Source organism: Peribacillus sp. NPDC097675, from assembly GCF_050277655.1.
GTDB lineage: Bacteria > Bacillota > Bacilli > Bacillales > DSM-1321 > Peribacillus.
In genome coordinates this window covers 235,389-260,303 of the sequence record NZ_JBNNSK010000002.1, presented here as the reverse complement: position 1 = coordinate 260,303, position 24,915 = coordinate 235,389, and the positions used below count along the sequence as shown (strand labels likewise).

The 24,915-nt window shown below is 41.1% G+C and carries 22 protein-coding genes; 21 read left to right on the top strand and 1 reads right to left on the bottom strand.

The genetic code is table 11. The features are described 5' to 3' along the window. Positions 1 to 33 precede the first annotated feature (33 nt). From truB to ACQKL5_RS04420, 16 genes are all read left to right on the top strand, one after another. Positions 34 to 954 (top strand): tRNA pseudouridine(55) synthase TruB, encoded by a 921-nt coding sequence (truB, locus tag ACQKL5_RS04495; protein WP_427606819.1) that lies wholly within the window; start codon positions 34 to 36, stop codon positions 952 to 954. A gap of 34 nt (positions 955 to 988) precedes the next feature. Beyond that, positions 989 to 1,948, top strand: coding sequence for a bifunctional riboflavin kinase/FAD synthetase (gene ribF / locus ACQKL5_RS04490; protein ID WP_427606818.1), 960 nt, complete (start codon positions 989 to 991; stop codon positions 1,946 to 1,948). Between the two features lie 151 nt (positions 1,949 to 2,099). Continuing rightward, complete coding sequence (gene rpsO, locus ACQKL5_RS04485) at positions 2,100 to 2,369, top strand: 30S ribosomal protein S15 (protein WP_402868411.1); 270 nt, start codon at positions 2,100 to 2,102, stop codon at positions 2,367 to 2,369. A 322-nt stretch (positions 2,370 to 2,691) separates the two neighbouring features. Next, positions 2,692 to 4,809: a polyribonucleotide nucleotidyltransferase gene (gene pnp, locus ACQKL5_RS04480; RefSeq protein ID WP_427606817.1), complete on the top strand. Its 2,118-nt coding sequence runs from the start codon at positions 2,692 to 2,694 to the stop codon at positions 4,807 to 4,809. A gap of 159 nt (positions 4,810 to 4,968) precedes the next feature. Next, the gene (locus ACQKL5_RS04475) at positions 4,969 to 5,928 is read left to right on the top strand and encodes a polysaccharide deacetylase family protein (RefSeq protein ID WP_427606816.1); all 960 of its coding nucleotides are present in this window, start codon (positions 4,969 to 4,971) and stop codon (positions 5,926 to 5,928) included. A gap of 45 nt (positions 5,929 to 5,973) precedes the next feature. After that, a complete protein-coding gene (locus ACQKL5_RS04470) occupies positions 5,974 to 7,200 on the top strand; it encodes a M16 family metallopeptidase (RefSeq protein WP_427606815.1) in 1,227 nt (408 codons plus the stop codon). 145 nt (positions 7,201 to 7,345) lie between these two features. Continuing rightward, positions 7,346 to 7,624: a YlmC/YmxH family sporulation protein gene (locus ACQKL5_RS04465; RefSeq protein WP_427606814.1), complete on the top strand. Its 279-nt coding sequence runs from the start codon at positions 7,346 to 7,348 to the stop codon at positions 7,622 to 7,624. 192 nt (positions 7,625 to 7,816) lie between these two features. Continuing rightward, the gene (dpaA, locus tag ACQKL5_RS04460) at positions 7,817 to 8,719 is read left to right on the top strand and encodes a dipicolinic acid synthetase subunit A (RefSeq protein WP_427606990.1); all 903 of its coding nucleotides are present in this window, start codon (positions 7,817 to 7,819) and stop codon (positions 8,717 to 8,719) included. Beyond that, positions 8,716 to 9,318, top strand: a complete 603-nt coding sequence (locus ACQKL5_RS04455; RefSeq protein WP_427606813.1) for a dipicolinate synthase subunit B — start codon at positions 8,716 to 8,718, stop codon at positions 9,316 to 9,318. Before dpaA ends, ACQKL5_RS04455 begins: the two co-directional genes overlap by 4 nt. 212 nt (positions 9,319 to 9,530) lie before the next feature. After that, entirely contained in the window at positions 9,531 to 10,586 is a 1,056-nt protein-coding gene (gene asd / locus ACQKL5_RS04450) for an aspartate-semialdehyde dehydrogenase (RefSeq protein WP_427606812.1), read from the top strand. A gap of 103 nt (positions 10,587 to 10,689) precedes the next feature. Next, positions 10,690 to 11,916 (top strand): aspartate kinase, encoded by a 1,227-nt coding sequence (gene dapG / locus ACQKL5_RS04445; RefSeq protein ID WP_427606811.1) that lies wholly within the window; start codon positions 10,690 to 10,692, stop codon positions 11,914 to 11,916. Between the two features lie 44 nt (positions 11,917 to 11,960). Continuing rightward, complete coding sequence (dapA, locus tag ACQKL5_RS04440; RefSeq protein ID WP_427606810.1) at positions 11,961 to 12,827, top strand: 4-hydroxy-tetrahydrodipicolinate synthase; 867 nt, start codon at positions 11,961 to 11,963, stop codon at positions 12,825 to 12,827. Between the two features lie 289 nt (positions 12,828 to 13,116). After that, the gene (locus tag ACQKL5_RS04435) at positions 13,117 to 14,787 is read left to right on the top strand and encodes a ribonuclease J (protein WP_427606809.1); all 1,671 of its coding nucleotides are present in this window, start codon (positions 13,117 to 13,119) and stop codon (positions 14,785 to 14,787) included. Positions 14,788 to 14,984: 197 nt separating this feature from the next. Beyond that, positions 14,985 to 15,722: a ClpP family protease gene (locus ACQKL5_RS04430; RefSeq protein WP_427606808.1), complete on the top strand. Its 738-nt coding sequence runs from the start codon at positions 14,985 to 14,987 to the stop codon at positions 15,720 to 15,722. After that, the gene (locus ACQKL5_RS04425; protein WP_427606807.1) at positions 15,719 to 15,946 is read left to right on the top strand and encodes a YlzJ-like family protein; all 228 of its coding nucleotides are present in this window, start codon (positions 15,719 to 15,721) and stop codon (positions 15,944 to 15,946) included. Before ACQKL5_RS04430 ends, ACQKL5_RS04425 begins: the two co-directional genes overlap by 4 nt. 218 nt (positions 15,947 to 16,164) lie before the next feature. Next, on the top strand, positions 16,165 to 18,498 hold the full coding sequence (locus ACQKL5_RS04420) for a DNA translocase FtsK (protein ID WP_427606989.1): 2,334 nt from the start codon (positions 16,165 to 16,167) through the stop codon (positions 18,496 to 18,498). 34 nt (positions 18,499 to 18,532) lie between these two features. On the opposite strand, the gene ACQKL5_RS04415 is transcribed toward ACQKL5_RS04420, so the two are convergent. Further along, a complete protein-coding gene (locus ACQKL5_RS04415) occupies positions 18,533 to 18,832 on the bottom strand; it encodes a DUF6509 family protein (protein WP_402969982.1) in 300 nt (99 codons plus the stop codon). Positions 18,833 to 19,145: 313 nt separating this feature from the next. Between ACQKL5_RS04415 and ACQKL5_RS04410 the strand changes: the two genes are divergently transcribed. From ACQKL5_RS04410 to ACQKL5_RS04390, 5 genes are all read left to right on the top strand, one after another. Continuing rightward, positions 19,146 to 19,871, top strand: a complete 726-nt coding sequence (locus ACQKL5_RS04410; protein WP_427606806.1) for a GntR family transcriptional regulator — start codon at positions 19,146 to 19,148, stop codon at positions 19,869 to 19,871. A 150-nt stretch (positions 19,872 to 20,021) separates the two neighbouring features. Then, a complete protein-coding gene (locus tag ACQKL5_RS04405) occupies positions 20,022 to 21,119 on the top strand; it encodes a BMP family lipoprotein (RefSeq protein ID WP_427606805.1) in 1,098 nt (365 codons plus the stop codon). Between the two features lie 203 nt (positions 21,120 to 21,322). After that, positions 21,323 to 22,855: an ABC transporter ATP-binding protein gene (locus tag ACQKL5_RS04400; protein ID WP_427606804.1), complete on the top strand. Its 1,533-nt coding sequence runs from the start codon at positions 21,323 to 21,325 to the stop codon at positions 22,853 to 22,855. A 23-nt stretch (positions 22,856 to 22,878) separates the two neighbouring features. Continuing rightward, entirely contained in the window at positions 22,879 to 23,922 is a 1,044-nt protein-coding gene (locus tag ACQKL5_RS04395; RefSeq protein WP_427606987.1) for an ABC transporter permease, read from the top strand. Positions 23,923 to 23,961: 39 nt separating this feature from the next. Further along, positions 23,962 to 24,882, top strand: a complete 921-nt coding sequence (locus tag ACQKL5_RS04390) for an ABC transporter permease (protein ID WP_427606986.1) — start codon at positions 23,962 to 23,964, stop codon at positions 24,880 to 24,882. Positions 24,883 to 24,915: the final 33 nt, after the last annotated feature.

The window sequence follows — 24,915 nt, the reverse complement described above, 5'->3', positions numbered from 1 at the left end:
TTTTTTTTGAAATGAGAATAATGAGGTGAAGGTATGGACGGAATACTTCCATTATGGAAACCAAAAGGAATGACATCCCATGATTGCGTCTTTAAATTAAGGAAGATTTTAAAAACCAAAAAGGTTGGACATACGGGTACTTTGGATCCTGAAGTCACTGGTGTTTTACCAATTTGTATCGGTAGAGCAACGAAGATTGCTGAATACTTAACAGAGGCAGGGAAGGCATATGAGGGGGAAGTGACCCTTGGTTTCTCAACGTCTACCGAAGACGCAAGTGGTGAAAAGGTAGCAGAGCAAAAGGTTACTGAACCAATTCAGCGTGACAAAATCCTTGAGGTATTGAAATCTCTAACGGGAACGATTGAACAAACTCCCCCAATGTTCTCAGCTGTCAAGGTAAATGGTAAAAAACTATATGAATATGCGCGTGCTGGAATTGAAGTGGAGCGCCCAACAAGGGAAATCACTATTTATGATATTACTTTGCTCGATGACCGTTTAGAATTTACAGGCGAAAACATTTCTTTCCGTTTTCGTGTCCATTGCAGTAAAGGGACCTATATTCGTACACTGGCTGTGATGATGGGGGAAAGATTGGGCTATCCTGCCCATATGTCTGACTTGACTCGGATTGAAGCCGCCGGGTTTTCGCTGGAAGATTGTTTGACATTCGCTGAAGTGGAAGCATTCATGGAATCGGAGCAAACAGAGGAATTTCTATTGCCCTTAGAACGGGGATTATTACATTTGCCGAAATTTCAGATTAGTGATAAAGTAGCAAAGAAAGTACTTAACGGTGCTGTATTGGACCAAACGGAGGATGTAGTTTTTGAAAAGGGGCAGCCATTTGTAATGGTAGATCCCGCTGATAAGGCCATTGCCATATATCAGATACATCCGACAAAAGATGGGTTAATTAAACCTGTAAAAGTTTTAGCACAAGAATCATAGACCGTTTTTGCCGTCGGAAAGAGGAGATTGAAAGGTGAAAGTGATTGCATTAGAGCATCCTCATCAATTTAAACCGGATGACTTCCCGGAGCTCGTCATGGCCCTTGGGTTTTTTGATGGCATTCATAAAGGGCATCAAACTGTCATCCAAACCGCCAAGCAAAAAGCCCATGAAATGAATCTTCTGTCAGCTGTCATGACATTTGATCCGCATCCTTCCGTAGTATTAGGGAAGAAAACGGGAAGTATCCGTTATATCACGCCACTTGAAGATAAGATAAAGATTATAGAAAAGATGGAGCTCGATTATTTATTTGTCGTACACTTCAGTAAGGAATTTGCTTCAATGCTACCTGAGGAGTTCGTCAACGACTATATAGTGGGTCTTAATGTCCGCCATGTTGTTGCTGGTTTTGACTATTCATATGGTCGATACGGTAAAGGCACCATGGAAGAACTGCCTGCATACGCCCAAGGACGATTTAGCCAAACTATCGTTGCAAAGCAGACATTTGAGGACGGTAAGGTGAGTTCTACAAGAATCAGGGAGACACTCCGCAAAGGTGACTTTTTTGATTTCTATCATTTGGCCGGCCGACGCTATTCAACGAAGGGACATGTGGTCCATGGTGAAAAGCGGGGGAGAAAATTAGGGTTCCCGACTGCCAATATTGAAGTGAGTGATGATTACATATTCCCCGCTCCAGGTGTATATGCAGTCAGGATTAAAATAAATGGCTTCTGGTATGATGGTGTGTGCAATGTTGGTTTTAAACCGACGTTCCATGAAGAAAAACCCCAATATCCCACCGTCGAAGTCCATGCTTTAGGTTTTACAGGGGATATTTACGGACAACAGGTCTCCGTGGAGTGGCATATTAGGTTAAGAAGCGAGCAGAAATTTTCTGGGCTTGAAGAATTGGTCAACCAGATTGAAATGGACAAACAAAATGCGCAAGCCTATTTTTTAGAAATGAACGCGAGAAAAAAGTAAGAAAGCTAAAGAATACAATAGAATACTTGCTTTTTTAACGGAAAGCATGTATTCTATTGTATGTATGAAAATAACCATTGCTTGGCTAGTCGAGACTCCGACGCTGGCTCGGTAATAGGTGATTTTACAGAATTTTAGGAGGAATAATAACATGGCTATTACACAAGAACGCAAAAACGAACTTATCGCTGAGTTCAGAACTCACGACACTGACACTGGATCTCCAGAAGTTCAAATCGCAGTATTAACAGAAGAAATCAACAACTTGAACGGTCACTTACGCACACACAAAAAAGATCACCATTCACGTCGCGGTCTTCTTAAAATGGTAGGTAAACGTCGTAATCTTTTAACTTACCTACGTAATAAAGACGTTACGCGTTACCGTACACTTATCAACACATTAGGTCTACGTAGATAATTTTTTCAAAAAAAGCGGGAAATTTCCCGCTTTTTTGATGTTATTCAAATGATTTGGACGCTTTCTGTTTTTAGGCTAAGCCATCGTCCTTTGGACTCGGCAACCGCCGGGTTTTTTTCTACTCATAAATGATTAAGATATATACATAATTGAATGAATAAATTTTTATTCATATTACTGTTAACACATGTTTTTTTCGTGCATAATAGTGATAGTTTGGTTTTAACTTGAGTTCAATTACTTTCACATAAATGATTTAAATTAATACGGGTTTAGGTAAACTAAGCCTCTAAAAGCGAAGATTCAGAGAGGGGTTTAATAAATGGGACAGGAAAAACATACGTATTCATTTGACTGGGCCGGCCGTAATGTAACGGTAGAAATCGGTCAGTTGGCCAAACAAGCGAACGGAGCCGTTTTAGTCCGTTATGGTGAAACAGCTGTCTTAAGTACAGCAACCGCTTCTAAAGAACCTAGAAATGTCGACTTCTTCCCGTTGACAGTCAATTACGAGGAAAGACTTTATGCAGTCGGTAAAATTCCAGGAGGCTTCATTAAACGTGAAGGCAGACCAAGTGAACGTGCAATCTTGGCAAGCCGTCTAATTGACCGCCCAATCCGCCCACTATTTGCGGATGGTTTCAGGAACGACGTCCAAATTATCAGCATGGTTATGAGTGTTGATCAAGATTGTTCTACAGAAATGGCAGCTATGCTAGGTTCATCTCTTGCACTTTCCGTTTCCGATATTCCTTTTGAAGGACCAATCGCGGGTGTAGTAGTGGGAAGAATCAATAATGAATTCATCATTAACCCTACTGTTGACCAACTGGCGAAAAGTGACATCAACTTAACGGTTGCCGGAACGAAAGATGCAATCAACATGGTTGAAGCTGGAGCGAATGAAGTACCTGAAGAAACAATGCTTGAAGCAATCATGTTTGGTCATGATGAAATCAAGAAGGTTATTGCATTCCAAGAAAAAATCGTAGCTGAAATTGGTAAGGAAAAATTACAAATCACGTTGTATAAAGTCGATGCAGAACTTGAAGCAGAAGTGAAAGGCCTATGTGAAGCAGACCTTAACAAAGCCGTACAAGTTCAGGAAAAACATGCACGCGAAGCCGCTATCAAAGAAGTTAAAGATGGTGTGTTGGCTAAGTATGAAGAAGAAACTGATGAAGAAAAACTAAAACAAATTAAAGAAATTTTAAATAAATTGGTTAAATCCGAAGTTCGCCGTTTAATCACGGAAGAAAAAGTTCGTCCGGATGGCCGTAATCCAGATGAGATCAGACCATTATCATCTGAAGTAACGATCTTGCCACGTACTCATGGCTCTGGATTGTTCACACGTGGACAAACTCAAGCATTATCCATTTGTACATTGGGTGCACTAGGAGATGTACAGATTTTGGACGGGCTCGGAACCGAAGAGTCTAAACGATTTATGCATCATTATAATTTCCCGCATTTCAGTGTTGGGGAAACAGGTCCGATCCGCGGAGCTGGACGTCGTGAAATCGGTCACGGTGCACTTGGTGAAAGAGCATTGGAACCAGTTATTCCAAATGATAAAGACTTCCCTTATACAATCAGACTTGTATCTGAAGTACTTGAATCAAATGGATCAACTTCACAAGCAAGTATCTGTGCTAGTACGCTAGCTATGATGGATGCAGGTGTTCCTTTGAAAGCTCCAGTAGCAGGTATCGCAATGGGTCTTGTAAAAACAGGAGAGCATTATACAATCTTAACGGATATTCAAGGTATGGAAGATCACCTAGGCGATATGGACTTTAAAGTGGCTGGAACGTCTAAAGGTGTTACTGCCCTTCAAATGGATATCAAAATTGATGGTCTTTCAAGAGAAATACTAGAAGAAGCATTGCTTCAAGCTAAAAAAGGCCGGATGCATATCTTGGAATCGATGATTGCAACAATCAATCAACCGCGTGAGAAGTTGTCTAAATATGCTCCAAAAATCGTTACAATGACTATCAATCCGGATAAAATCCGTGATGTTATTGGACCGAGTGGTAAACATATCAATAAAATCATTGAAGAGACCGGCGTGAAAATCGATATCGAACAAGATGGTACGGTATTCATATCTTCTACGGACGAGCCAATGATCGAAAAAGCTAAAAAAATCATTGAAGATATCGTACGGGAAGTCGTAGTGGGCGAACTATACTTAGGTAAAGTTAAACGCATAGAAAAATTCGGTTGCTTCGTAGAGATTTTCAATGGTAAAGATGGTTTAGTCCATATTTCTGAATTGGCTGAAGAAAGAGTCGGCAAAGTGGAAGATGTCGTTTCACTTGGCGATGAATTATTAGTTAAGGTTACTGAGATTGACAAACAAGGTAGGGTTAACCTTTCTCGTAAAGCTGTACTTAAAGAACAAAAAGAGGCAGCTAATCCTTCTCAATCATAAGAAAAAAAGAATAATCGGCATGCGGTTCCTTCGTGGACCTGCATGCTTTTTTTGTTTTAAAAGTTCGCCCTATGAATAAGGGTTTTTAGCAATTAAAAGTTGTCATGTTCTACCTTGTCCATTTTCTTCATACATTTCTGTATGAAGGGGGCGTAAAAAATGAATAATAAATGGAAGCAGATAGTTGCGATAAGTGCCATAGCAGGTATATCATGGTTATTAGTGCAAAATCCATATACACAAATTTATTTGACCCAATTAACAGATCGTTCAGTGGCTACCATGAAGCAGGAAGATGAACTTCTTATTCAAATAAAAGAATCAGCCAAAAAATATGAGATTGCACCACAGGATGCCCGAATAGATTCGGTTTGGAAGACCGTTCCTGGATACAATGGCCTGAAGGTGAATATCCAGGATTCGTATAAAGCAATGAAGAAGGAGGACCAATTCGATAAGGATAAGCTTGTATTTGATCAAGTTCCCCCAAAGGTCCACTTAAAGGATCTTGAGCCTGCGCCCATTTACCGGGCCCATCCCGAAAAGCAGGTTGTGTCATTTTTAATCAATGTAGCTTGGGGGAATGAATACTTACAAGATATGTTGGCTGTATTAAAAAAACATAACGTCAAGGCAACATTTTTTCTTGAAGGCAGATGGACTAAAAACAATCCTGAATTTGCAAAAATGATTGTGGATGGCGGTCATGAAATCGGAAATCATTCCTATACACATCCTAACATGCAAAATATCTCTGCACAGGCTACACGTGAGGAAATCAACAAGACGAATGAAGTAGTGGAGGCCGTGACGGGCGTGAAGATGAAGTGGTTCGCTCCACCAAGCGGAAGCTACCGAGATGAGACGGTCACCATAGCTAATTCTTTAGGGATGGGCACTGTGATGTGGAGTGTAGATACGATTGACTGGCAAAAACCAAGTCCTGAGGTCCTTCAACAAAGGGTTCTTTCTAAGGTTCACCCAGGAGCCTTTATTTTAATGCATCCGACAGAGTCTACAGCCAAATCCTTGGAGACGTTAATTATTAACATAGAAAAGAAAGACTTAGAAGTTGTTAAAGTTTCAGAAGCAGTTAGTGAAGAACGTTTGAATCCGTAACGCATTGGTTACGATAGCAGCATAGATGATTGGGAGGAATGTTAGTTGATTAAGAAATATACGTGTCAAAATGGAGTAAGAATAGTATTGGAGAATATTCCAACAGTACGTTCCGCAGCAATTGGGGTATGGATTAAGACTGGTTCCCGGAATGAAACACCGGAACTGAATGGTGTTTCCCATTTTCTGGAGCACATGTTTTTCAAAGGGACGACTACGAGGAATGCGCGAGAAATTGCCGAGTCATTCGATAGCATTGGCGGACAAGTAAATGCATTCACATCAAAAGAATATACATGTTATTATGCAAAAGTAATGGATAACCATGCGAGCTATGCACTTGAAATCCTTTCTGATATGTTCTTCAACTCCACGTTCGATGAAGAAGAATTGAAAAAAGAGAAGAATGTCGTCTATGAAGAAATCAAAATGTATGAGGATACACCGGATGATATTGTACATGACCTTTTAAGCAAGGCGGTTTATGAGAACCATCCTCTTGGCTATCCAATCCTTGGTACGGAAACTACGTTGGAAACATTCAATAGTGAAACACTAAAGAAATATGTTCATGATATGTACACGCCTGATAAAGTCGTCATCTCCATTGCAGGGAATGTGGACGAGAAGTTGATTCAGGAAGTGGAAAGTTACTTTGGTTCATATCAAGGTGGAGAAGACCGTCTGGAATTGGTGAAGCCTGCATTCCACGAAAATAGAATCACACGTAAAAAAGAGACTGAACAAGCCCATCTATGTCTTGGTTTCAAAGGACTGGAAATCGGAAATGACAAAACTTACAGCTTAGTCACATTGAATAATATCCTTGGAGGCAGCATGAGCAGCCGTCTCTTCCAAGAGGTCCGGGAACAACGTGGGTTGGCATATTCCGTATATTCCTATCATTCAAGCTACCAGGACACCGGTTTAGTAACGGTTTATGGTGGGACGGGTACAAGCCAGCTTGACAGTTTGTATGAAACGATTCAGGAGACACTGGATACGCTGAAAAGGGACGGTATTACAGAAAAAGAATTGCGGAATAGTAAGGAACAACTGAAAGGTAGCTTAATGTTGAGCCTTGAAAGCACAAACAGCCGCATGAGCCGTAATGGTAAAAATGAGTTAATGTTAGGTGAACATCGTTCACTTGATGATATTATCGTAAAAATTGATGAAGTGACGGAAGATAGTGTTAATGAATTAGCAAACCAAATCTTTACTGAACATTCATTGTCCTTAGTAAGCCCTTTAGAAAAATGGGATAAATAAATATCACTGACCTGTTCTTCTGTTTACCAATGGGAGAGCAGGTTTTTTTGTAGAAAGGAAAGGACGACTATTTTTAATATGGCCTTCTAAGTTCTCTTGATTTCGGATATAGATGGGATTAAGGAGAAAAAAGGGGGAGTAGGATTTGAGGTTGAGTGAATTAAGTGGAAAAGAGATTGTCGATGTAAACAGGGCAGAACGATTAGGGGTACTCGGACAGACGGATTTGGAGTTTGACGAAACGGGACAAATTACCACTTTGATTATCCCTTCAGTGAAATGGTTTGGACTCTTTAGAAATGGAAGTGAAGTCCGGGTCCCGTGGAATCATATTAAAAAAGTGGGAACGGATATGCTTATCATCGACTTTAGGGAAGAACTTGAAGTAGAAGCGATTAAAGATGGAGAACAGATGGACGGATAATGATATTAATGTAATAAACCTAATGAACGCCTGAGCAGGGAAAGCTCTAGGCGTTTTTTATTTTCTAAGTCACCGTTCTTATTTTCAACACATAAGATGGAGTGAGCTGAATGAATATCGGATAACGAATCGCTTTCAAGTGAATCATCGGCGAGGCGTGGTTTGGATTTTTATAAAGAAGGTGACGATTTAATGCTCACAGACATGCAAATCGCTGTAATTGGTGGGGATGCACGTCAGCTGGAAGTTGTTCGTAAACTGACTGAGCTGGATGCGAAGCTGTTTTTAGTAGGGTTTGAACAGCTTGACCATGCGTTTACAGGTGCGGTTAAGGAGAAATTAGAAGATATAAATTTTACGGAACTAGATGCAGTTATATTGCCAGTCAGAGGGACTGATTCAACGGGAAAAGTGGAAACCATCTTTTCCAGTGAAGATGTCTTCTTGACCGAAGCCATGATTAAAGACACCCCAGCTGATTGTGTATTTTATTCAGGGATCAGTAATGATTATCTAGATCGACTGTTTAAAGAAGCGAATCGTAAACTTGTTCTTTTATTTGAACGAGATGATGTAGCGATATACAATTCGATCCCCACTGTTGAAGGCGCAATCATGATGGCCATACAGCATACGGATTTTACCATCCATGGTTCGAATGTTGCCGTTCTAGGCCTTGGAAGAGTTGGGATGAGTGTAGCGCGTTCATTCCAAGCACTTGGTGCCAAGGTAAAGGTAGGGGCCAGAAAAAGTGAAGATATTGCCAGAATTACTGAAATGGCAATCACCCCTTTCCATTTGAATGATCTTTCATCCGAAATGAAAAACGTTGATATATGTGTTAATACCATCCCTTTTCCAATTATAACAGCAGACGTCCTTGCAAGTATGCCTGTTCATACATTGATTATTGACCTTGCTTCAAAACCAGGGGGGACGGATTTTCGTTATGCAGAAAAAAGGGGCATAAAGGCATTGTTGGCACCAAGCTTGCCGGGGATAGTAGCCCCAAAAACTGCCGGTCAAATATTAGCGAATGCGCTTGGAGTTTTGATTCAAGGCGAGTTCATCAAAAGAAAGGGGAAAAAAATATGAGTTTGAAAGGTAAACGGATTGGTTTTGGATTGACAGGGTCGCATTGCACATACGATAGTGTGTTTCCAGAAATAGAAAAGCTAATAAATGAAGGAGCAGAAGTGATTCCGGTTGTGACATCTACTGTTCAAAATACGGAAACGCGTTTTGGAAATGGGGAGGACTGGGTTGCACGAATCGAACAATTGACTGGAAATCAAGCCGTTGATACAATCGTCAAAGCAGAGCCATTAGGACCCAAATTGCCGCTTGACTGTATGGTCATTGCGCCAATGACCGGAAATTCGATGAGTAAGATGGCAAACGCCCTCACAGATTCGCCTGTACTTATGGCTGCAAAAGCGACGATGAGGAATCACCGTCCGGTTGTGGTTGCAATTTCAACAAACGATGCCCTTGGTTTGAATGGCATTAATTTAATGAGGTTGATGGCCGCAAAGGATATCTATTTTGTTCCATACGGTCAAGATAATCCAGAAGGCAAACCGAGTTCGATGGTAGCCAGAATGAGTTTGATCCGGGATACCATAGTGGCGGCCATTGATGGAGAACAAATCCAGCCAGTCATTATTGAACGGTTCAAAGATGAATTAACCTGATTGCCCCATAGCCTTCCGCTTCCCGGTAATTTGTTCAGGCTTTACAACCATGTACACTCTGTTATTCGTTAAAATCAATCTATACTGCCAGAATATTTTGTTGAAGTGCATTCTTTCGAATGTTAATGTGATAAAATATATGATATTCTGAGCAAGTAGAAGTATACCAGACAAATATTAATTAACTAGAGATAGAAAAGGAGCATGTACAAATGACCGGGACACAGGGATTGCATATTGCTGTAGTAGGAGCGACTGGAGCGGTAGGACAACAAATGATTTCAACGCTCGAAGAACGGGATCTTCCGATTAAAAAAATCATCTTTTTATCATCAGCTCGTTCCGCAGGGACTAAACTGTCATTTAAGGGCGAAGAAATCGAAGTTCAAGAAGCAAAACCTGAAAGCTTTGAAGGCATAGATATCGCTTTATTCAGTGCGGGTGGAAGTGTTTCTAAGGAATTGGCTCCAGAAGCAGTAAAAAGAGGAGCGATAGTAGTAGATAATACAAGCGCATTCCGCATGGATGAAAATGTTCCGCTTGTCGTACCGGAAGTGAATGAAGAGGATCTTAAAAATCATAATGGAATCATTGCCAATCCGAATTGTTCAACGATACAGATGGTTGTAGCGTTAGAACCGATTCGCCAGGAGTTTGGTTTATCGAAAGTGGTCGTTTCCACATATCAAGCGGTATCTGGAGCAGGGGTTGCAGCGATAAACGAACTGAAGGAACAGGCTCGTGATTTGCTGGATGAGAAAGAAATCGAACCAAAAATATTACCGGTAAAAGGGGATGCCAAGCATTATCAAATTGCTTTCAATGTCATTCCTCAAATCGATAAGTTCCAAGACAATGGGTTCACGTTTGAAGAAATGAAAATGATCAATGAAACAAAGAAAATCATGCATATGGAAAAGCTGCCTGTAGCTGCAACTTGTGTTAGGCTTCCCGTTGTAACAGGGCATTCGGAATCTGTTTACATTGAAGTTGAAAAAAATGGCGTTTCCGCGACTGAAATCAAGAATTTGATGAAAAAGGCACCAGGAGTCGTATTAGAGGATGAGCCAGAACAACAGGTTTATCCAACCCCTGCATCTTCTGTCGGAAAGAATGATGTTTTCGTAGGCCGGATCCGTAAAGATTTAGACGAAGATAAAGGCTTCCATTTATGGATCGTTTCCGATAATCTATTAAAAGGGGCAGCATGGAATTCTGTTCAAATTGCTGAAAGCCTTTTAAAACTAGACTTAGTGAGTGTTAAGTAAGAACGGATAATTAAATCTCAAGCAGCTAAGAACGTTCCAACATGATAAAGAGTTTATGTCAGCTTCCTTATTGGGAGGCTGGCTTATATTTGGGGTGAGAATATTGAAAATAGTCGTCCAGAAATTCGGTGGGACATCAGTCCGGGACGAAGATAGCCGGGCCCATGCCAAGGGCCATATTGAGAGGGCTCTAAAGGAAGGCTACAAAGTGGTGGTCGTTGTTTCTGCCATGGGAAGAAAAGGTGATCCATATGCTACAGATACATTACTTTCACTAGTAAATGGATCAAATGCCTTTCTTTCTAAACGGGAACAGGATTTACTTATGTCAGTAGGTGAAACAATATCTTCTGTCGTATTTACGAATATGTTATTGGAACATGGAATAGAGGCTACTGCTTACACAGGAGCCCAAGCAGGATTCCAGACGAATTATGATTTCTCCAGTGCAAGAATCGTTGAAATGAAATGTGATCGTCTATTGAAGGAACTTGAAATGAAGGATGTCGTTGTTGTTGCAGGCTTCCAAGGAGCCGCCAAAAATGGGGACATCACAACGATTGGACGAGGTGGGAGCGACACTTCTGCTGCTGCATTGGGAGCCGCTTTACAAGCTGATCGTGTTGATATTTTCACGGATGTGGAAGGAATCATGACTGCTGATCCGCGGATTGCCGAGCATGCACGCCCATTATCCATCGTTTCCTATACCGAGGTATGTAATATGGCATATCAAGGTGCAAAAGTCATTCATCCCCGTGCAGTCGAAATTGCGATGCAGGCCAAAGTGCCGATCCGAATCCGTTCCACATACAGTGAAGGATTAGGGACCCTAGTTACAAGCGTCAACAAGGGAAGCCAAGGCAGTGATATTAGGGAAAGACTTGTCACTGGAATTGCTCATGTCTCGAAAATTACTCAAATTAAGGTGAATGCAAAAAAAGGACAATATAATTTACAGGCTGAAGTGTTTAAAGCGATGGCCAATGCGTCTATTTCCGTCGACTTTATTAATATTTCACCGAATGGTGTCGTCTATACGGTCACGGAAGAGATGACGGAACTTGCCCTTTCTATTCTCGCTGAAATGGGGCATGACCCCCTTGTTGAACAGAATTGTGCTAAAGTATCTGTCGTTGGAGCAGGCATCAATGGAGTGCCTGGTGTGGCATCGAAGATAGTTACAGCACTTTCGGAAAAAGAAATATCGATTCTTCAATCTGCGGATAGTCATACGACAATTTGGGTATTGGTGAAGGAAGAAGATTTAATTGAGGCGGTTAATTCGCTTCATGATGCATTCCATTTACATGAAATAGAATTAGAATAACCGTTTTTATATTGAGGTTTTATAAATTAAAGAGGTGTAAAAACATGATATTTGGTAGAGTATCAACCGCAATGGTCACTCCTTTCGATAGTAAGGGGAACGTTGATTTTCAAAAAACGACTAAATTAGTCAATTACTTATTATCCAATGGAACGGATTCCCTTGTACTTGCAGGAACAACAGGGGAATCTCCTACATTATCTTCGGAAGAGAAGATAGCGCTTCTTCGTCATGTTACAAAGGTCGTAGAAAAACGAGTGCCCATCATCATGGGAACAGGAAGCAATAACACATATGCTTCCATCGAGTTGACTAAAAAAGCGGAAAAGAACGGTGCAGATGCTATCATGATTGTGGCACCCTATTATAGTAAAACGAACCAGGAAGGACTTTTCCAACATTTTAAAGCGATTGCCGAGAGTACAACACTGCCGGTGATGGTTTATAACATCCCTGGGCGTGCTGCTGTCAATATAGAACCGGAGACCATCATTCGTCTTGCGGAAATCCCAAACATCGTAGCCGTGAAAGAAGCGAGCGGCGATTTAAATGCTATGACGCAAATCATTGCTGAAACCGGTGAGGATTTCGCTTTATATAGCGGGGACGATGCTTTAACCCTCCCTGTATTAGCGATAGGTGGAGTAGGTGTCGTGTCAGTTGCCTCCCATGTAGCTGGCAATGAAATGCAGAAAATCATCGAAGCTTTTATCAGCGGGAACTTAGCAGAAGCTGCGAGACTTCATCAGGAACTGCTACCCCTCATTAAAGGTTTATTTGCAGCTCCAAGCCCAGCCCCTGTCAAAACGGCTCTTCAGTTGCAGGGCATAGATGTAGGCTCAGTCAGGTTGCCTATCGTACCACTGACGGAGCAAGAACGATTAATGTTGATTTCAGTATTAAAAAAATAAGTCATTACCACACAAGCTGATCGATTAATGATTGGCTTGTTTTCACATATAGATACATTAGTTTGAAAATTACGTATTATTTTCTTTCCAGTTATAGGATAAGGGCTTATACTTCTAATAGTCTTTTGTTTTAAAAGGGATATATTGGAGAGTTTAGCTCCTATACATAGACGCAGGCCAAAGGGAAAAATCTTTCTAAAAATGGTATGTGTTGTCATGTTTTTTGAACTTGAGTTATAATGAAATCAATGGAAATTATGAACGGCTATTTCTTAAGGAGGATATTCGATTGGGTAAAGATAAAAATAATGGAATTAAAGTGATTTCTCTTGGGGGACAAGGGGAACTTGGTAAAAATATGTATGTGGTTGAGGTAAACGAGGACCTTTATCTTTTAGATGCAGGTTTGATGTTGCCAGAAGAAGAAATGCTTGGTATCGATGCTGTTATACCGGATATATCATATTTGATGGACAATAAGGAACGAATTCAAGGGATCTTCATTACGCATGGTCATGAAGATCATATGGGTGCCCTGGCGTACGTACTGAAATATTTACCTGTTCCTGTATATGGTACAAAGCTTACACTTGCGTTAATTAAAACCAAACTAAAGGAAGATGGCTTTAATGGAAGGGCGATTTTTACAGAGATTGATTCAGATTCTCTTTTGAGTTTTCCGGAGGCTGCTGTTTCCTTCTTCCGTACGAACCACAGTATCCCTGATTCTGTGGGAGTCGTCATTCATACCCGTGAAGGCGCTATCGTCTATACTGGCGATTTCAAGTTTGATCAAGCGGCGACAGAGCTTTATAAACCGGAAATAGGTAAGATGGCAAGTATTGGAGAAGAGGGGGTCCTGTGTCTCCTATCTGATAGCACGGGGGCGGAGAGACCAGGTTATACCCCTTCTGAAGCAGTTGTTGCCAGAGATATTACCGAAGCCTTCCGTTCCACATCTGGAAGAATAATCGTTGCCTGCTTTGCTTCTAATGTAAACAGAATTCAGCATGTTTTCAATGCGGCTGCAGCAAACAAAAGAAAAGTGGCAGTAGTTGGAAAAAGTTTGAAGCGGGTATACGAAGCAGCATTAAATCTGGGTTACTTAAAAGTTGAGGAAGACCTAATTATCCCAGTTAGCGAGATCAATCAATACGAAGATCGTGAAATTGTGGTGTTATCTACCGGCCATCAAGGAGAACCGATAGCAGCCCTTCAAAAAATGGCGAAGCAGACCCATAAACAAGTTACGATAAAAAAAGGCGACACGGTCCTAATCAGTGCCTCCCCTCTACAGGGCGGAGAGCTTATTCTATCAAAGACCGTAGACTTGCTTTACCGGGTAGGCGCTGAGGTTGTTTCTTCAAATAAATATAAAGTACATGTGACGGGTCATGGTAGTCAGGAAGAATTGAAGATGATGATCAACCTGATGAACCCTAAATACTTTATCCCTGTACACGGGGAATACCGTCATCTATATTCTCACCAAAAAGTAGGTATCTCTGCAGGGATTAAACCGGAAAATATCGTGATTGCTGAAAAAGGTGACGTCATTGAAATGAATGGCGATAAGATTGCCCTTTCCGGAAAAGTAACTGCAGGTAATATTTTAATTGATGGCAGTGGTGTGGGAGATGTGGGGAATATCGTTCTCCGTGATCGCCGTTTATTATCACAAGATGGTATATTGATCGTCGTCGTCACATTGAATCGACAAGATAAGAGCATTGCCGCAGGTCCGGAAATCATCTCTCGTGGATTCGTATATGTGCGTGAATCCGAAAAGATGATGGCGGAAGCAACGGGTATTGTCAGTGAAATCGTGAAGAAGAACGGTTCGCGTCAGCCTTTCGATTGGTCTACGCTAAAACAGGAAATGCGTGATGCTTTAAATCAATTCTTCTATGAAAAAACAAAGCGCCGCCCGATGATTTTACCTATCATCATGGAATACTAAAAAAGGAAATTTTATAAAAAAGGCAGACATGTTGTTGAATCAACCTGTCTGCCTTTTTTGTCATTCATTCGAATTCGACTTAAGTACCCTGTATGGATCCTTCCCTTCTTTTCTTAAGTGCGCCTGTCTTGAAGAATGAAGTTTAAGACTCGAGACATAATAAAGGCATAGGCTTTAGAGAAAGGGGTTGCCCATAAATGGATACACCATTACCAAATGAAAATGAAGGCCGTCAGGAAGCTAAAAATTCAACCTTAATCGAGAAAATTCAGCAATTGGGAACTACAAATGTCCCACAACTTTCAAAAGACTCAAAAATTCATTGTTTGACAATTATTGGTCAAATCGAAGGACATATGCAACTTCCTCCCCAAAATAAAACGACCAAGTATGAGCATGTGATTCCTCAAATAGTAGCGATTGAACAAAATCCTAATATTGAAGGGTTGCTTGTCATTCTAAATACTGTCGGAGGAGACGTGGAAGCGGGCCTAGCCATTGCCGAGATGTTAGCTTCCCTATCTAAACCCTCCGTCTCCATAGTATTAGGAGGAGGGCATTCCATTGGGGTGCCAATTGCCGTATCTTGCGATTATTCGTTTATAGCCGAGACAGCGACCATGACGATACATCCAATCAGGTTGACAGGAATGGTCATCGGGGTACCTCAAACCTTTGAATACTTAGATAAAATGCAGGAGAGGGTAATTAAATTTGTCACAAGGCATTCCAATGTTACCGAAGACAGCTTTAAAGACTTAATGTTCGCTAAAGGAAACCTAACACGGGACATCGGAACGAATGTAATTGGGGTGGAAGCGGTGGATGTCGGCATGATTGATGGTGTTGGAGGAGTAGGGCAGGCTATGAGGAAATTGAATGAATTCATGGAAGAAAGAAGTACTAATAAAGGTGAAGAGGGGCTACTGCAATGACTCTTTATACCATCGTCCCTGATGAAATCATTTTCCCACACCATCATGACAAAATCGCACATATGATCGAAATGAAGGTGAATGGGGTCCATGTCATGGTAGAACATGAGGGTGGAAGTTCGTTTCGTATTGACCGGATTGTAAGTACGAATCCTGAAGATTACATGAAGGCCAATGTACAGCCTGGTGAGGTTGTCAATGTTTTTGAGTCGCTGAGCAACTAGAAAATAGGACCAAGAGAGATAAATTATGATATACTAATGAAAAAATCAGCAGCCCTTTTGGCTGCTTTATTCATTGGTTGGATTTTGAATACGCATAGTGGAGAAATGATCAAAAGACATCATCCTATTTTTTTGGTATAATCGCTTAGCGAACATTTGTTTTGTCTGGGCGTAACTAGGAATTGGCAATTAAGTTTCAAGAAGAATCAGGTGATTTTATGGTGAAAAAGAAAAAAAGGAAGAAGAAAAGCACTGAAAAACTAAAGATATCGCTTAAATATGAATTGATTGGCCTAACTATTATAAGTCTGGCAGTCATTGCCATTGCCAAATTAGGTGCAGTGGGGAGCGGTACAGTCCTGTTAGTTCGTTTCTTTATGGGAGAATGGTATATCCTCTTTTTGTTAGGGGCCATCGCAACTGGCTTTTATTTGATGATTAAACGAGAGATTCCTTATTTGTTGAAGCGACAATTAATTGGCTTGTATTTTATTGTAGCGAGTATGTTACTGCTTAGTCATGTTACCCTGTTTAATTTATTGGCCGAAGGTGGTCCATTTACAAAACCCAGTGTCATATCGAACACGTGGGAACTATTTTGGATGGAAGTGACCGGTAAGACTAGTACCAAGGATCTTGGCGGAGGAATGATAGGCGCTGTCTTATTTGCATCCTCTTATTTTTTATTTGACGAAACGGGATCAAAAATCGTGTCGTTCGTATTTATCATTATCGGAATCGTCTTATTGACAGGAAAGACATTAGGCGAGACACTTGGAAAATTTATCGTTACCCTTGGAAGCTTTACGAAAAAGCAGTGGTCGGCCTTTACCGATGATATGAAAACATGGAATGACGATAAGAAACAAAAGAAAAAAAATCCGGCGAAGAAGAAAAAACGTGAAAATGAACCTGTGGGAGAAATTCCTGCTGTACAGCAGGAAGAAGAGACACAAGAGATGGCGACGGAGCGGATCATTTCAAGCTTTGCTGATAAAGCATATGGTGATGAAATGGAAGAGCAGCCTGCTACTACTGAGAGGATTCCTCCAGTTGAAGCGGATGAAGAACAGGATGAAGTCGTACCGCCCATCAATTTTACTGAAGTGGAAAATAAGGAGTATACCTTACCACCCCTATCTTTGTTATTGCAACCCAAGAAAACGGATCAAAGTGGAGAATATCAGTTAATTCATGAAAATGCGGCAAAGCTTGAACGAACGTTTCAGAGCTTTGGGGTTAAAGCGAGAGTCACTCAGGTTTATTTGGGGCCTGCTGTGACCAAATATGAAGTGCACCCAGATGTAGGTGTAAAGGTCAGTAAAATAGTGAGTCTTTCCGATGACTTAGCATTGGCACTTGCAGCCAAAGATATCCGAATGGAAGCACCCATTCCAGGGAAATCGGCAATAGGAATTGAAGTGCCGAATTCTGAGGTGGCCATGGTTTCTCTTCGGGAAGTATTGGATGCTAAAGAAGTTGATAAACCAGATGCTAAACTGCAAATTGGTCTAGGGCGGAATATTTCAGGTGAAGCGGTTAAAGCCGAACTCAATAAAATGCCGCATTTACTTGTGGCAGGAGCAACAGGCAGTGGTAAATCTGTCTGTATCAACGGCATTATCACAAGTATCCTGATGCGGGCAAAACCACATGAAGTGAAGATGATGATGATTGACCCAAAAATGGTAGAGCTCAATGTCTATAATGGAATTCCCCATTTACTTGCACCAGTCGTGACTAATCCTAAAAAAGCGGCCCAAGCCCTGCAAAAAGTGGTGAGTGAAATGGAACGTCGCTATGAGCTCTTTTCGCACACGGGGACGCGAAATATTGAAGGCTACAATGATTACGTTAACCGTTTTAATAGTGAGGAAGATTCCAAACAGCCGCTCTTGCCCTATATTGTGGTCATTGTCGATGAGCTGGCAGATTTGATGATGGTGGCTTCAAATGATGTGGAGGATGCCATCACACGTCTTGCGCAGATGGCAAGGGCAGCAGGCATTCACTTAATCATTGCCACTCAGCGACCGTCTGTAGATGTAATTACGGGTGTCATCAAGGCAAATATTCCCTCCAGAATTGCTTTTAGTGTATCATCATCGACTGATTCAAGGACGATATTGGATATGGGAGGCGCAGAAAAACTGCTAGGCCGTGGAGACATGCTGTTTTTACCTGTAGGATCTTCCAAACCGATTCGAGTTCAAGGAGCTTTCTTATCCGATCATGAAGTTGAGGAAGTAGTCAATTACGTTATTTCACAACAGAAGGCTCAGTATAATGAAGAAATGATACCTGATGAAATACCGGAGACTTCAAGCGGTGAAGTCGAGGATAGTTTATATGGGGAAGCTGTATCCTTAATTACCGAAATGCAGACGGCTTCAGTTTCGATGCTGCAGCGCCGTTTCAGGATTGGATATACCCGCGCCGCGAGGTTAATCGATGAAATGGAAGCAAGGGGTATCGTCGGTCCCTATGAAGGAAGCAAGCCACGTAATGTGTTGGTAACAAAAGATGATCACGATGAAGCACATCTATCATAGAATTAAAAAATACCGGGCATTTGCCCGGTATTTTTTAATTGACTGTCGCTTCATCTAAATGTTCTAGGCAGAAGGCAGTAATCATAGCTACTTCTTCATCCTCTAACTCAAAGTCCAACAGCTGGTCACTGCCTTTTTCTAAAATATCATACTTAACTAGTCTGCCATTTTGTTCTTCAGATACAAATAAAACACGGATATATAAACCGTTCTCTGTAAAGAGTTCGTCCTCTTCCGGTACTTCAATATCTAAAAAATATTCAAAGCGGTCTCCGGATAAGATTCCGAATGGGTCGGTCAATTTTTCAACTGTATATTCTGTAATGTTTAACATAATTCAATCATCCCTTCAAAGAAGATAATGTCTATTATACATGAAAACAGATTCTTGGAAAGAAAGCTAGATCATTTTCCCGATAAGAATTTTGCAGATGAAAATTTATTTGATTAAGTCGAATAATCGCAAGATTTGCAACGTTTTTACTATGTGAAAAGAATTTCGGGGGTATATTATCCTAAATTATTTTCAGTTAATTAGAAAAACACTATATATTTATAATTGAAAAAATGTTATATTATTTTCGATTAGTAGGAATGATTCAACATCAGATGTCTGATGTCTTAAGAAACAAGCTGGGGGAGACTGTATGTCTATTAAATCAGATAGTCGACATTTATATTTGCAGGTTATTGATTACCTGAAGCAAGATATTGAGTCTGGAGTGTATAAGGAGAATGAAAAATTCCCTTCCGAATTCATCCTTGCAAAAAAGCTAGGAGTGAGTAGAGCTACGCTTCGTGAAGCACTGCGAATTTTAGAAGAAGAAAACATCATTATTCGCCGCCATGGAGTCGGAACCTTTGTTAATCCTAAGCCGCGGTTCACTTCAGGTATCGAGCAGCTAAAAAGTGTCACGAACATGATTGAGGAGGCAGGGATGAAGCCGGGGACGATTTTCTTAAGTTCGACGACACAAGAACCAACAGAAGAGGATATTTCGAGGTTTTCATGTACATCGGATGAACGTATCGTAGTCATTGAACGGGTAAGAACAGCGAATGGTGATCCTGTCATTTACTGCGTGGACAAAATTCCTGAATCGATTCTCTCGGTTAATTTCGACCGTAAAGATGAGTCCCTTTTTGATATATTGGAAAAGGATGCCGATAGGAAAATTACACATGCCGTAGCTGAAATTGAGCCAATCGGATACCATGATAAGGTTTCTCCTATCCTTAAATGCACGCCTGAAGCTGCGCTACTCGTTCTAAAGCAGATGCATCTCGATGACTGGGACCAGCCTATCTTGTATTCTGTTAACTACTTTAAAGCCAATATGTTTAGTTTTCATGTCCTTCGGAAACGTGTTTAGGCCTTCTTCCTTACATACGGATGAATGCAAGCGATTGTTCCAATTTTGAGGAATCGTTAAATCGTAATTTTTTACCGATTATTGAAAACGTAAACATGAATGACTTTTCAGAACATTTCTGCTGAACCATCTATCTTAGGAGGAAAAAAAATGAAAAAGCGTAAATTGGGTCTAGCTCTTTCGCTTGTTCTTGCTGCTGGTACATTATTGGGGGCTTGTGGTAATTCAGAGGATGATAATAAAGAATCTTCTACTGGAAAAGAAAAGAAAGATAATTTTACAGTAGCAATGGTTACCGATACTGGTGGGGTTGATGATGAATCATTCAACCAATCCGCTTGGGTAGGACTTCAGGAGTTCGGAAAAGAAAATAGTTTGGAAAAAGGTAAGGACGGCTATAATTACCTTCAATCAAAATCGGATGCTGACTATGCAAAGAACTTGAACACGCTTGTCCGTGAAGATTACAGTCTTATCTATGCGATTGGTTTCCTTTTGGCTGAGTCCGTTGAGGAAGTAGCTGACCAACGTCCAGATTCACAATTTGCTATCGTTGACACGATTGTAAATAAACCGAATGTAGCGAGCATTAATTTCAAAGAGCAGCAAGGTTCCTTCCTAGTTGGGGTAATTGCTGGACTTCAAACGAAAACAAACAAAGTAGGTTTTATCGGCGGAGTTGAATCTGAATTAATCAAAAAATTCGAAATAGGCTTTAAAGCTGGTGTATTGGCAGTAAATCCGAAAGCAAAAGTGGAAGCCAAGTATGCTGGGGATTTCAATAAGGCTGATATTGGTAAATCTACTGCAGGATCTATGTATGCTTCAGGCGCTGATATCATTTATCATGCTGCTGGCGGTACAGGTAAAGGTGTATTCACTGAAGCCGTGGAACAAAAGCAAAAAGATCCTAAGAGAGAAATTTATGTAATTGGTGTAGATAGTGATCAAGTTAAGTTGGGCAACGTTCCAGGAACGGACGAAAATATCACATTAACATCCATGATCAAACGTGTTGATATCGCTGTTAAAGACCTTTCCACAAAAGCTAAGGAAGGAAAATTCCCTGGCGGAAAAGTCATTGAATATGGTATTGAAGAGAATGGTGTAGGTATTTCTGACTCAAAAGATAACGTAACTGAAGAATCTTTAAAAGCAGTTGAAGAATGGACTGCAAAAATCAAGTCAGGTGACCTAGTGGTTCCAGGCACAGATGAAGAGTTCAAAAAATTCAAAGAAGAATTATAATCTCTAAGATTGAGAGGGAGTGGGAAAAAATCTTTCCATTCCTTCTTTTCCCCCAAAAAAGGCTGACTGATAAAAAAATCGAATGAAAGATTATGAAAAAATCATAGTTTCTCATTTGGTTTTTTCTAAGTAGGTCAAGTAAAAGGGATGAACCAATCTTCTAGTTAAGTATCATATACACTCATTTTAGGGGTTGATTATACGTGGAATATGTAATTGAGATGCTGAATATCCGAAAGGAGTTTCCTGGAATTGTCGCAAATGATAATGTAACCCTACAAGTGAAAAAAGGGGAAATCCATGCATTATTAGGTGAAAATGGTGCCGGGAAATCAACATTGATGAACGTTTTGTTTGGTCTTTACCAGCCAGAACAAGGGGAAATCAGGGTGAATGGAGAACCTCATAAGATTACTAGTCCGAATATTGCAAACGATTTAGGAATTGGGATGGTTCATCAACATTTCATGCTTGTAGATCCCTTTACTGTCACTGAAAATATCATTTTGGGAAAAGAGCCTTCCAAGGCTGGGAAAATCGATTTAAAAGAAGCGAGTGAGGAAGTTAGGAAACTATCGGAGCAATATCAGCTTCGGGTTGACCCTCATGCGAAAATTGCCGATATTTCGATAGGTATGCAACAACGTGTCGAAATATTAAAGACACTATATCGTGGAGCAGAAATTCTAATATTCGATGAACCGACTGCCGTGTTGACGCCTCAAGAGATTAAAGAGCTCATAACCATCATGAAGGCCCTTGTTAAAGAAGGAAAGTCGATCATTTTAATTACCCACAAACTTAAAGAAATCATGGAAGTTTGTGATCGGGTCACGGTCATCCGAAAAGGTCAGGGAATTGGGACAGTTACGGTCAGTGAAACAAACCCTAATGAACTAGCTAGTTTAATGGTTGGTCGGGAAGTCCTTTTTAAAACGGAAAAAACGGAGGGGGTCCCTACTGATATCGTTCTAGATGTAAAAGGACTTGAAGTTAAGGATGCCAGGGGAGTTTCAGCCGTCAAGAACCTGGATTTAACCGTGCGAGCGGGAGAAATTGTCGGTATCGCTGGTGTAGATGGAAACGGACAATCCGAACTAATTGAGGCATTGGCCGGTTTAAGGAAAGCGACAGCAGGTAGCATTCAATTGAACGGCAAGGAAATTCGGAACCTTAAGCCACGCAAGATTACCGAATCAGGAGTTGGCCATATCCCGGAAGACCGGCATAAACATGGACTGGTCCTTGATTATAGCATTGGAGAAAACATTGTCCTGCAAACGTACTATCAACAACCTTTATCCAAAGGTGGTATCTTGAATTCAAAGAAAATATTCGAGAAAGCCCGTTCTTTGATTAAGTCCTATGATGTTCGTACCCCAAGTGAGTATACCCCTGCAAGGGCGCTTTCCGGAGGAAATCAGCAAAAAGCAATCATTGGTAGGGAGGTTGATAGAAATCCAGATTTATTGATTGCCGCTCAGCCAACTCGTGGCCTCGATGTCGGAGCGATTGAATTTATTCATAAACGCCTTATAGAACAGCGAGATTCAGGCAAAGCGGTACTTCTCATATCATTCGAATTGGATGAGATCATGAATGTGAGTGATAAAATTGCCGTTATATACGAGGGAGAAATCGTTGCCATTGTCAGTCCTAAAGAAACGACAGAACAGGAACTAGGTCTTCTAATGGCGGGTAGTAAACGGACGGAAGCAGGTGTAAAAACAACATGACGAAGGACAAGATTAAGGAATATATATCTAAATACTTATCTAAATTACTAAACCCTGTGATAGCGGTCATCCTTGGTTTAATTGTAGGGGCTATCATCATGCTTGCCAGTGGATACGATCCTGTTGCCGGTTATGGGTCCATGATCGGTGGCATTGTAGGTGATTCATACTATGTGGGTGAATCGGTCAGGACGATCATTCCTTATATTCTGACCGGTTTAGCGGTCGCTTTTGCTTTTCGTACCGGTCTATTCAATATCGGTGTGGAAGGACAATTAATCGTAGGCTGGCTGGCTGCAGTTTGGGTTGGTATTGCGTTTGAACTTCCTAGGATCATCCATTTGCCCTTAGCGATTTTGGCTGGGGCTGTTGCAGGAGCTCTATGGGCATTCATCCCAGGTTATTTAAAAGCGAAGTTTCGCGTACACGAAGTAATCGTTTCTATCATGCTAAATTATACAGCCTTATATATGACAAATTATTTAATCCGGAACGTATTGACGGACAAGCTGGATAAAACAGAGAGAATTGCTGATTCTGCATCACTTCGTTCACCATTCTTTGAAAGCATTACCGATTATTCCCGGATGCACTGGGGAATTGTCCTGGCCATTATATGTGTATTCATCATGTGGTTCATCCTAGAAAAAACCAAAACGGGTTTTGAGCTGAAAGCGGTTGGATTTAATCAGCATGCATCCGAATATGCTGGGATGAGCGTCAATAAGAATATCATTCTTTCCATGGTCATTTCAGGTGCGTTTGCTGGACTTGCTGGAGCTATGGAAGGATTGGGAACGTTTGGATATGCCGCCGTCAAGGGCGGTTTCACAGGCATGGGCTTTGATGGAATCGCAGTCGCGTTACTCGGAGCAAATACAGCCATTGGTGTCGTTCTTGCAGCCTTATTATTTGGTGGGCTAAAGGCCGGGGCTTTGAACATGCCGCTCGAAACAGGCATACCTAGTGAAATTGTTGACATCGTCATTGCATTGATCATTTTCTTCGTAGCATCCAGTTATTTTATTCGTTGGATTGTCAATCGGTTTAAGAAAGGGGTGAAATAAGTGGACTTTTATCAAATACTACAAATTATCGTGCCATCTATGATTGCTTTAGCTGCTCCGCTTATATTCACGGCACTCGGCGGAGTATTTTCTGAACGGGCTGGCGTCGTTAATATTGGATTGGAAGGCCTAATGGTCATTGGTGCTTTTACCGGGATTGTATTTAATTTAACTTTTGCCGATGTGTTTGGAGGTTGGACACCTTGGCTAGCTGTTTTAGCAGCTATGGTGGCTGGTTTGTTATTCTCGATTCTCCATGCAGTTGCGTCGATCACCTTCAGGGCTGACCAAACGGTAAGTGGAGTCGCCATAAATTTATTAGCGGTCGGGCTGACGATGTTTTTAGTCAAGCTGATTTATGATAAAGGGCAAACAGATCGGATTACGGAAACGTTTCCGAGGATTGATGTCCCGTTATTAAGTGATATACCGTTTATCGGACCTATCTTTTTCTCGAATGGATATTATATTGTCTACCTAGCCATATTAATTGCGTTTGTCGTTTGGTATATCCTTTATAAAACGCCATTCGGTTTACGAATCCGTGCTGTAGGGGAGCATCCTATGGCCGCTGATACGATGGGTGTCAACGTAACGAAAATTCGCTATGCAGGCGTTCTTCTCTCAGGTGCTTTTGGGGGAATTGGCGGGGCCATATATGCAACCATCTTCTCCAATGAATTCAACCATGCGACCATTAATGGTCAAGGATTCATGGCTATTGCCGCAATGATTTTTGGTAAATGGCATCCAATTGGGGCAATGGGAGCCGCACTGTTTTTCGGATTGGCTCAAAGCTTGAGTATTGTAGGATCAAGCCTACCATTCTTTAAAGATATTCCATCCGTGTATTTGTTGATTGCACCATATGTGCTTACCATCATTGCCTTAACCGGATTCATTGGTCGAGCAGATGCACCTAAAGCATCGGGTCAGCCGTACATCAAGGGAAATAGATAAAAGTTTGACCGGTCAGCAGTTTTCATTGCTGAC

Coding starts and splice junctions, on each gene's coding strand:
- truB (WP_427606819.1), top strand. CDS start 34: ATGGACGGAATACTTCCATTATGGAAACCAAAAGGAATGACATCCCAT.
- rpsO (WP_402868411.1), top strand. CDS start 2,100: ATGGCTATTACACAAGAACGCAAAAACGAACTTATCGCTGAGTTCAGA.
- pnp (WP_427606817.1), top strand. CDS start 2,692: ATGGGACAGGAAAAACATACGTATTCATTTGACTGGGCCGGCCGTAAT.
- ACQKL5_RS04475 (WP_427606816.1), top strand. CDS start 4,969: ATGAATAATAAATGGAAGCAGATAGTTGCGATAAGTGCCATAGCAGGT.
- dpaA (WP_427606990.1), top strand. CDS start 7,817: ATGCTCACAGACATGCAAATCGCTGTAATTGGTGGGGATGCACGTCAG.
- ACQKL5_RS04455 (WP_427606813.1), top strand. CDS start 8,716: ATGAGTTTGAAAGGTAAACGGATTGGTTTTGGATTGACAGGGTCGCAT.
- asd (WP_427606812.1), top strand. CDS start 9,531: ATGACCGGGACACAGGGATTGCATATTGCTGTAGTAGGAGCGACTGGA.
- dapA (WP_427606810.1), top strand. CDS start 11,961: ATGATATTTGGTAGAGTATCAACCGCAATGGTCACTCCTTTCGATAGT.
- ACQKL5_RS04430 (WP_427606808.1), top strand. CDS start 14,985: ATGGATACACCATTACCAAATGAAAATGAAGGCCGTCAGGAAGCTAAA.
- ACQKL5_RS04425 (WP_427606807.1), top strand. CDS start 15,719: ATGACTCTTTATACCATCGTCCCTGATGAAATCATTTTCCCACACCAT.
- ACQKL5_RS04420 (WP_427606989.1), top strand. CDS start 16,165: ATGGTGAAAAAGAAAAAAAGGAAGAAGAAAAGCACTGAAAAACTAAAG.
- ACQKL5_RS04415 (WP_402969982.1), bottom strand. CDS start 18,832: ATGTTAAACATTACAGAATATACAGTTGAAAAATTGACCGACCCATTC.
- ACQKL5_RS04410 (WP_427606806.1), top strand. CDS start 19,146: ATGTCTATTAAATCAGATAGTCGACATTTATATTTGCAGGTTATTGAT.
- ACQKL5_RS04405 (WP_427606805.1), top strand. CDS start 20,022: ATGAAAAAGCGTAAATTGGGTCTAGCTCTTTCGCTTGTTCTTGCTGCT.
- ACQKL5_RS04390 (WP_427606986.1), top strand. CDS start 23,962: ATGATTGCTTTAGCTGCTCCGCTTATATTCACGGCACTCGGCGGAGTA.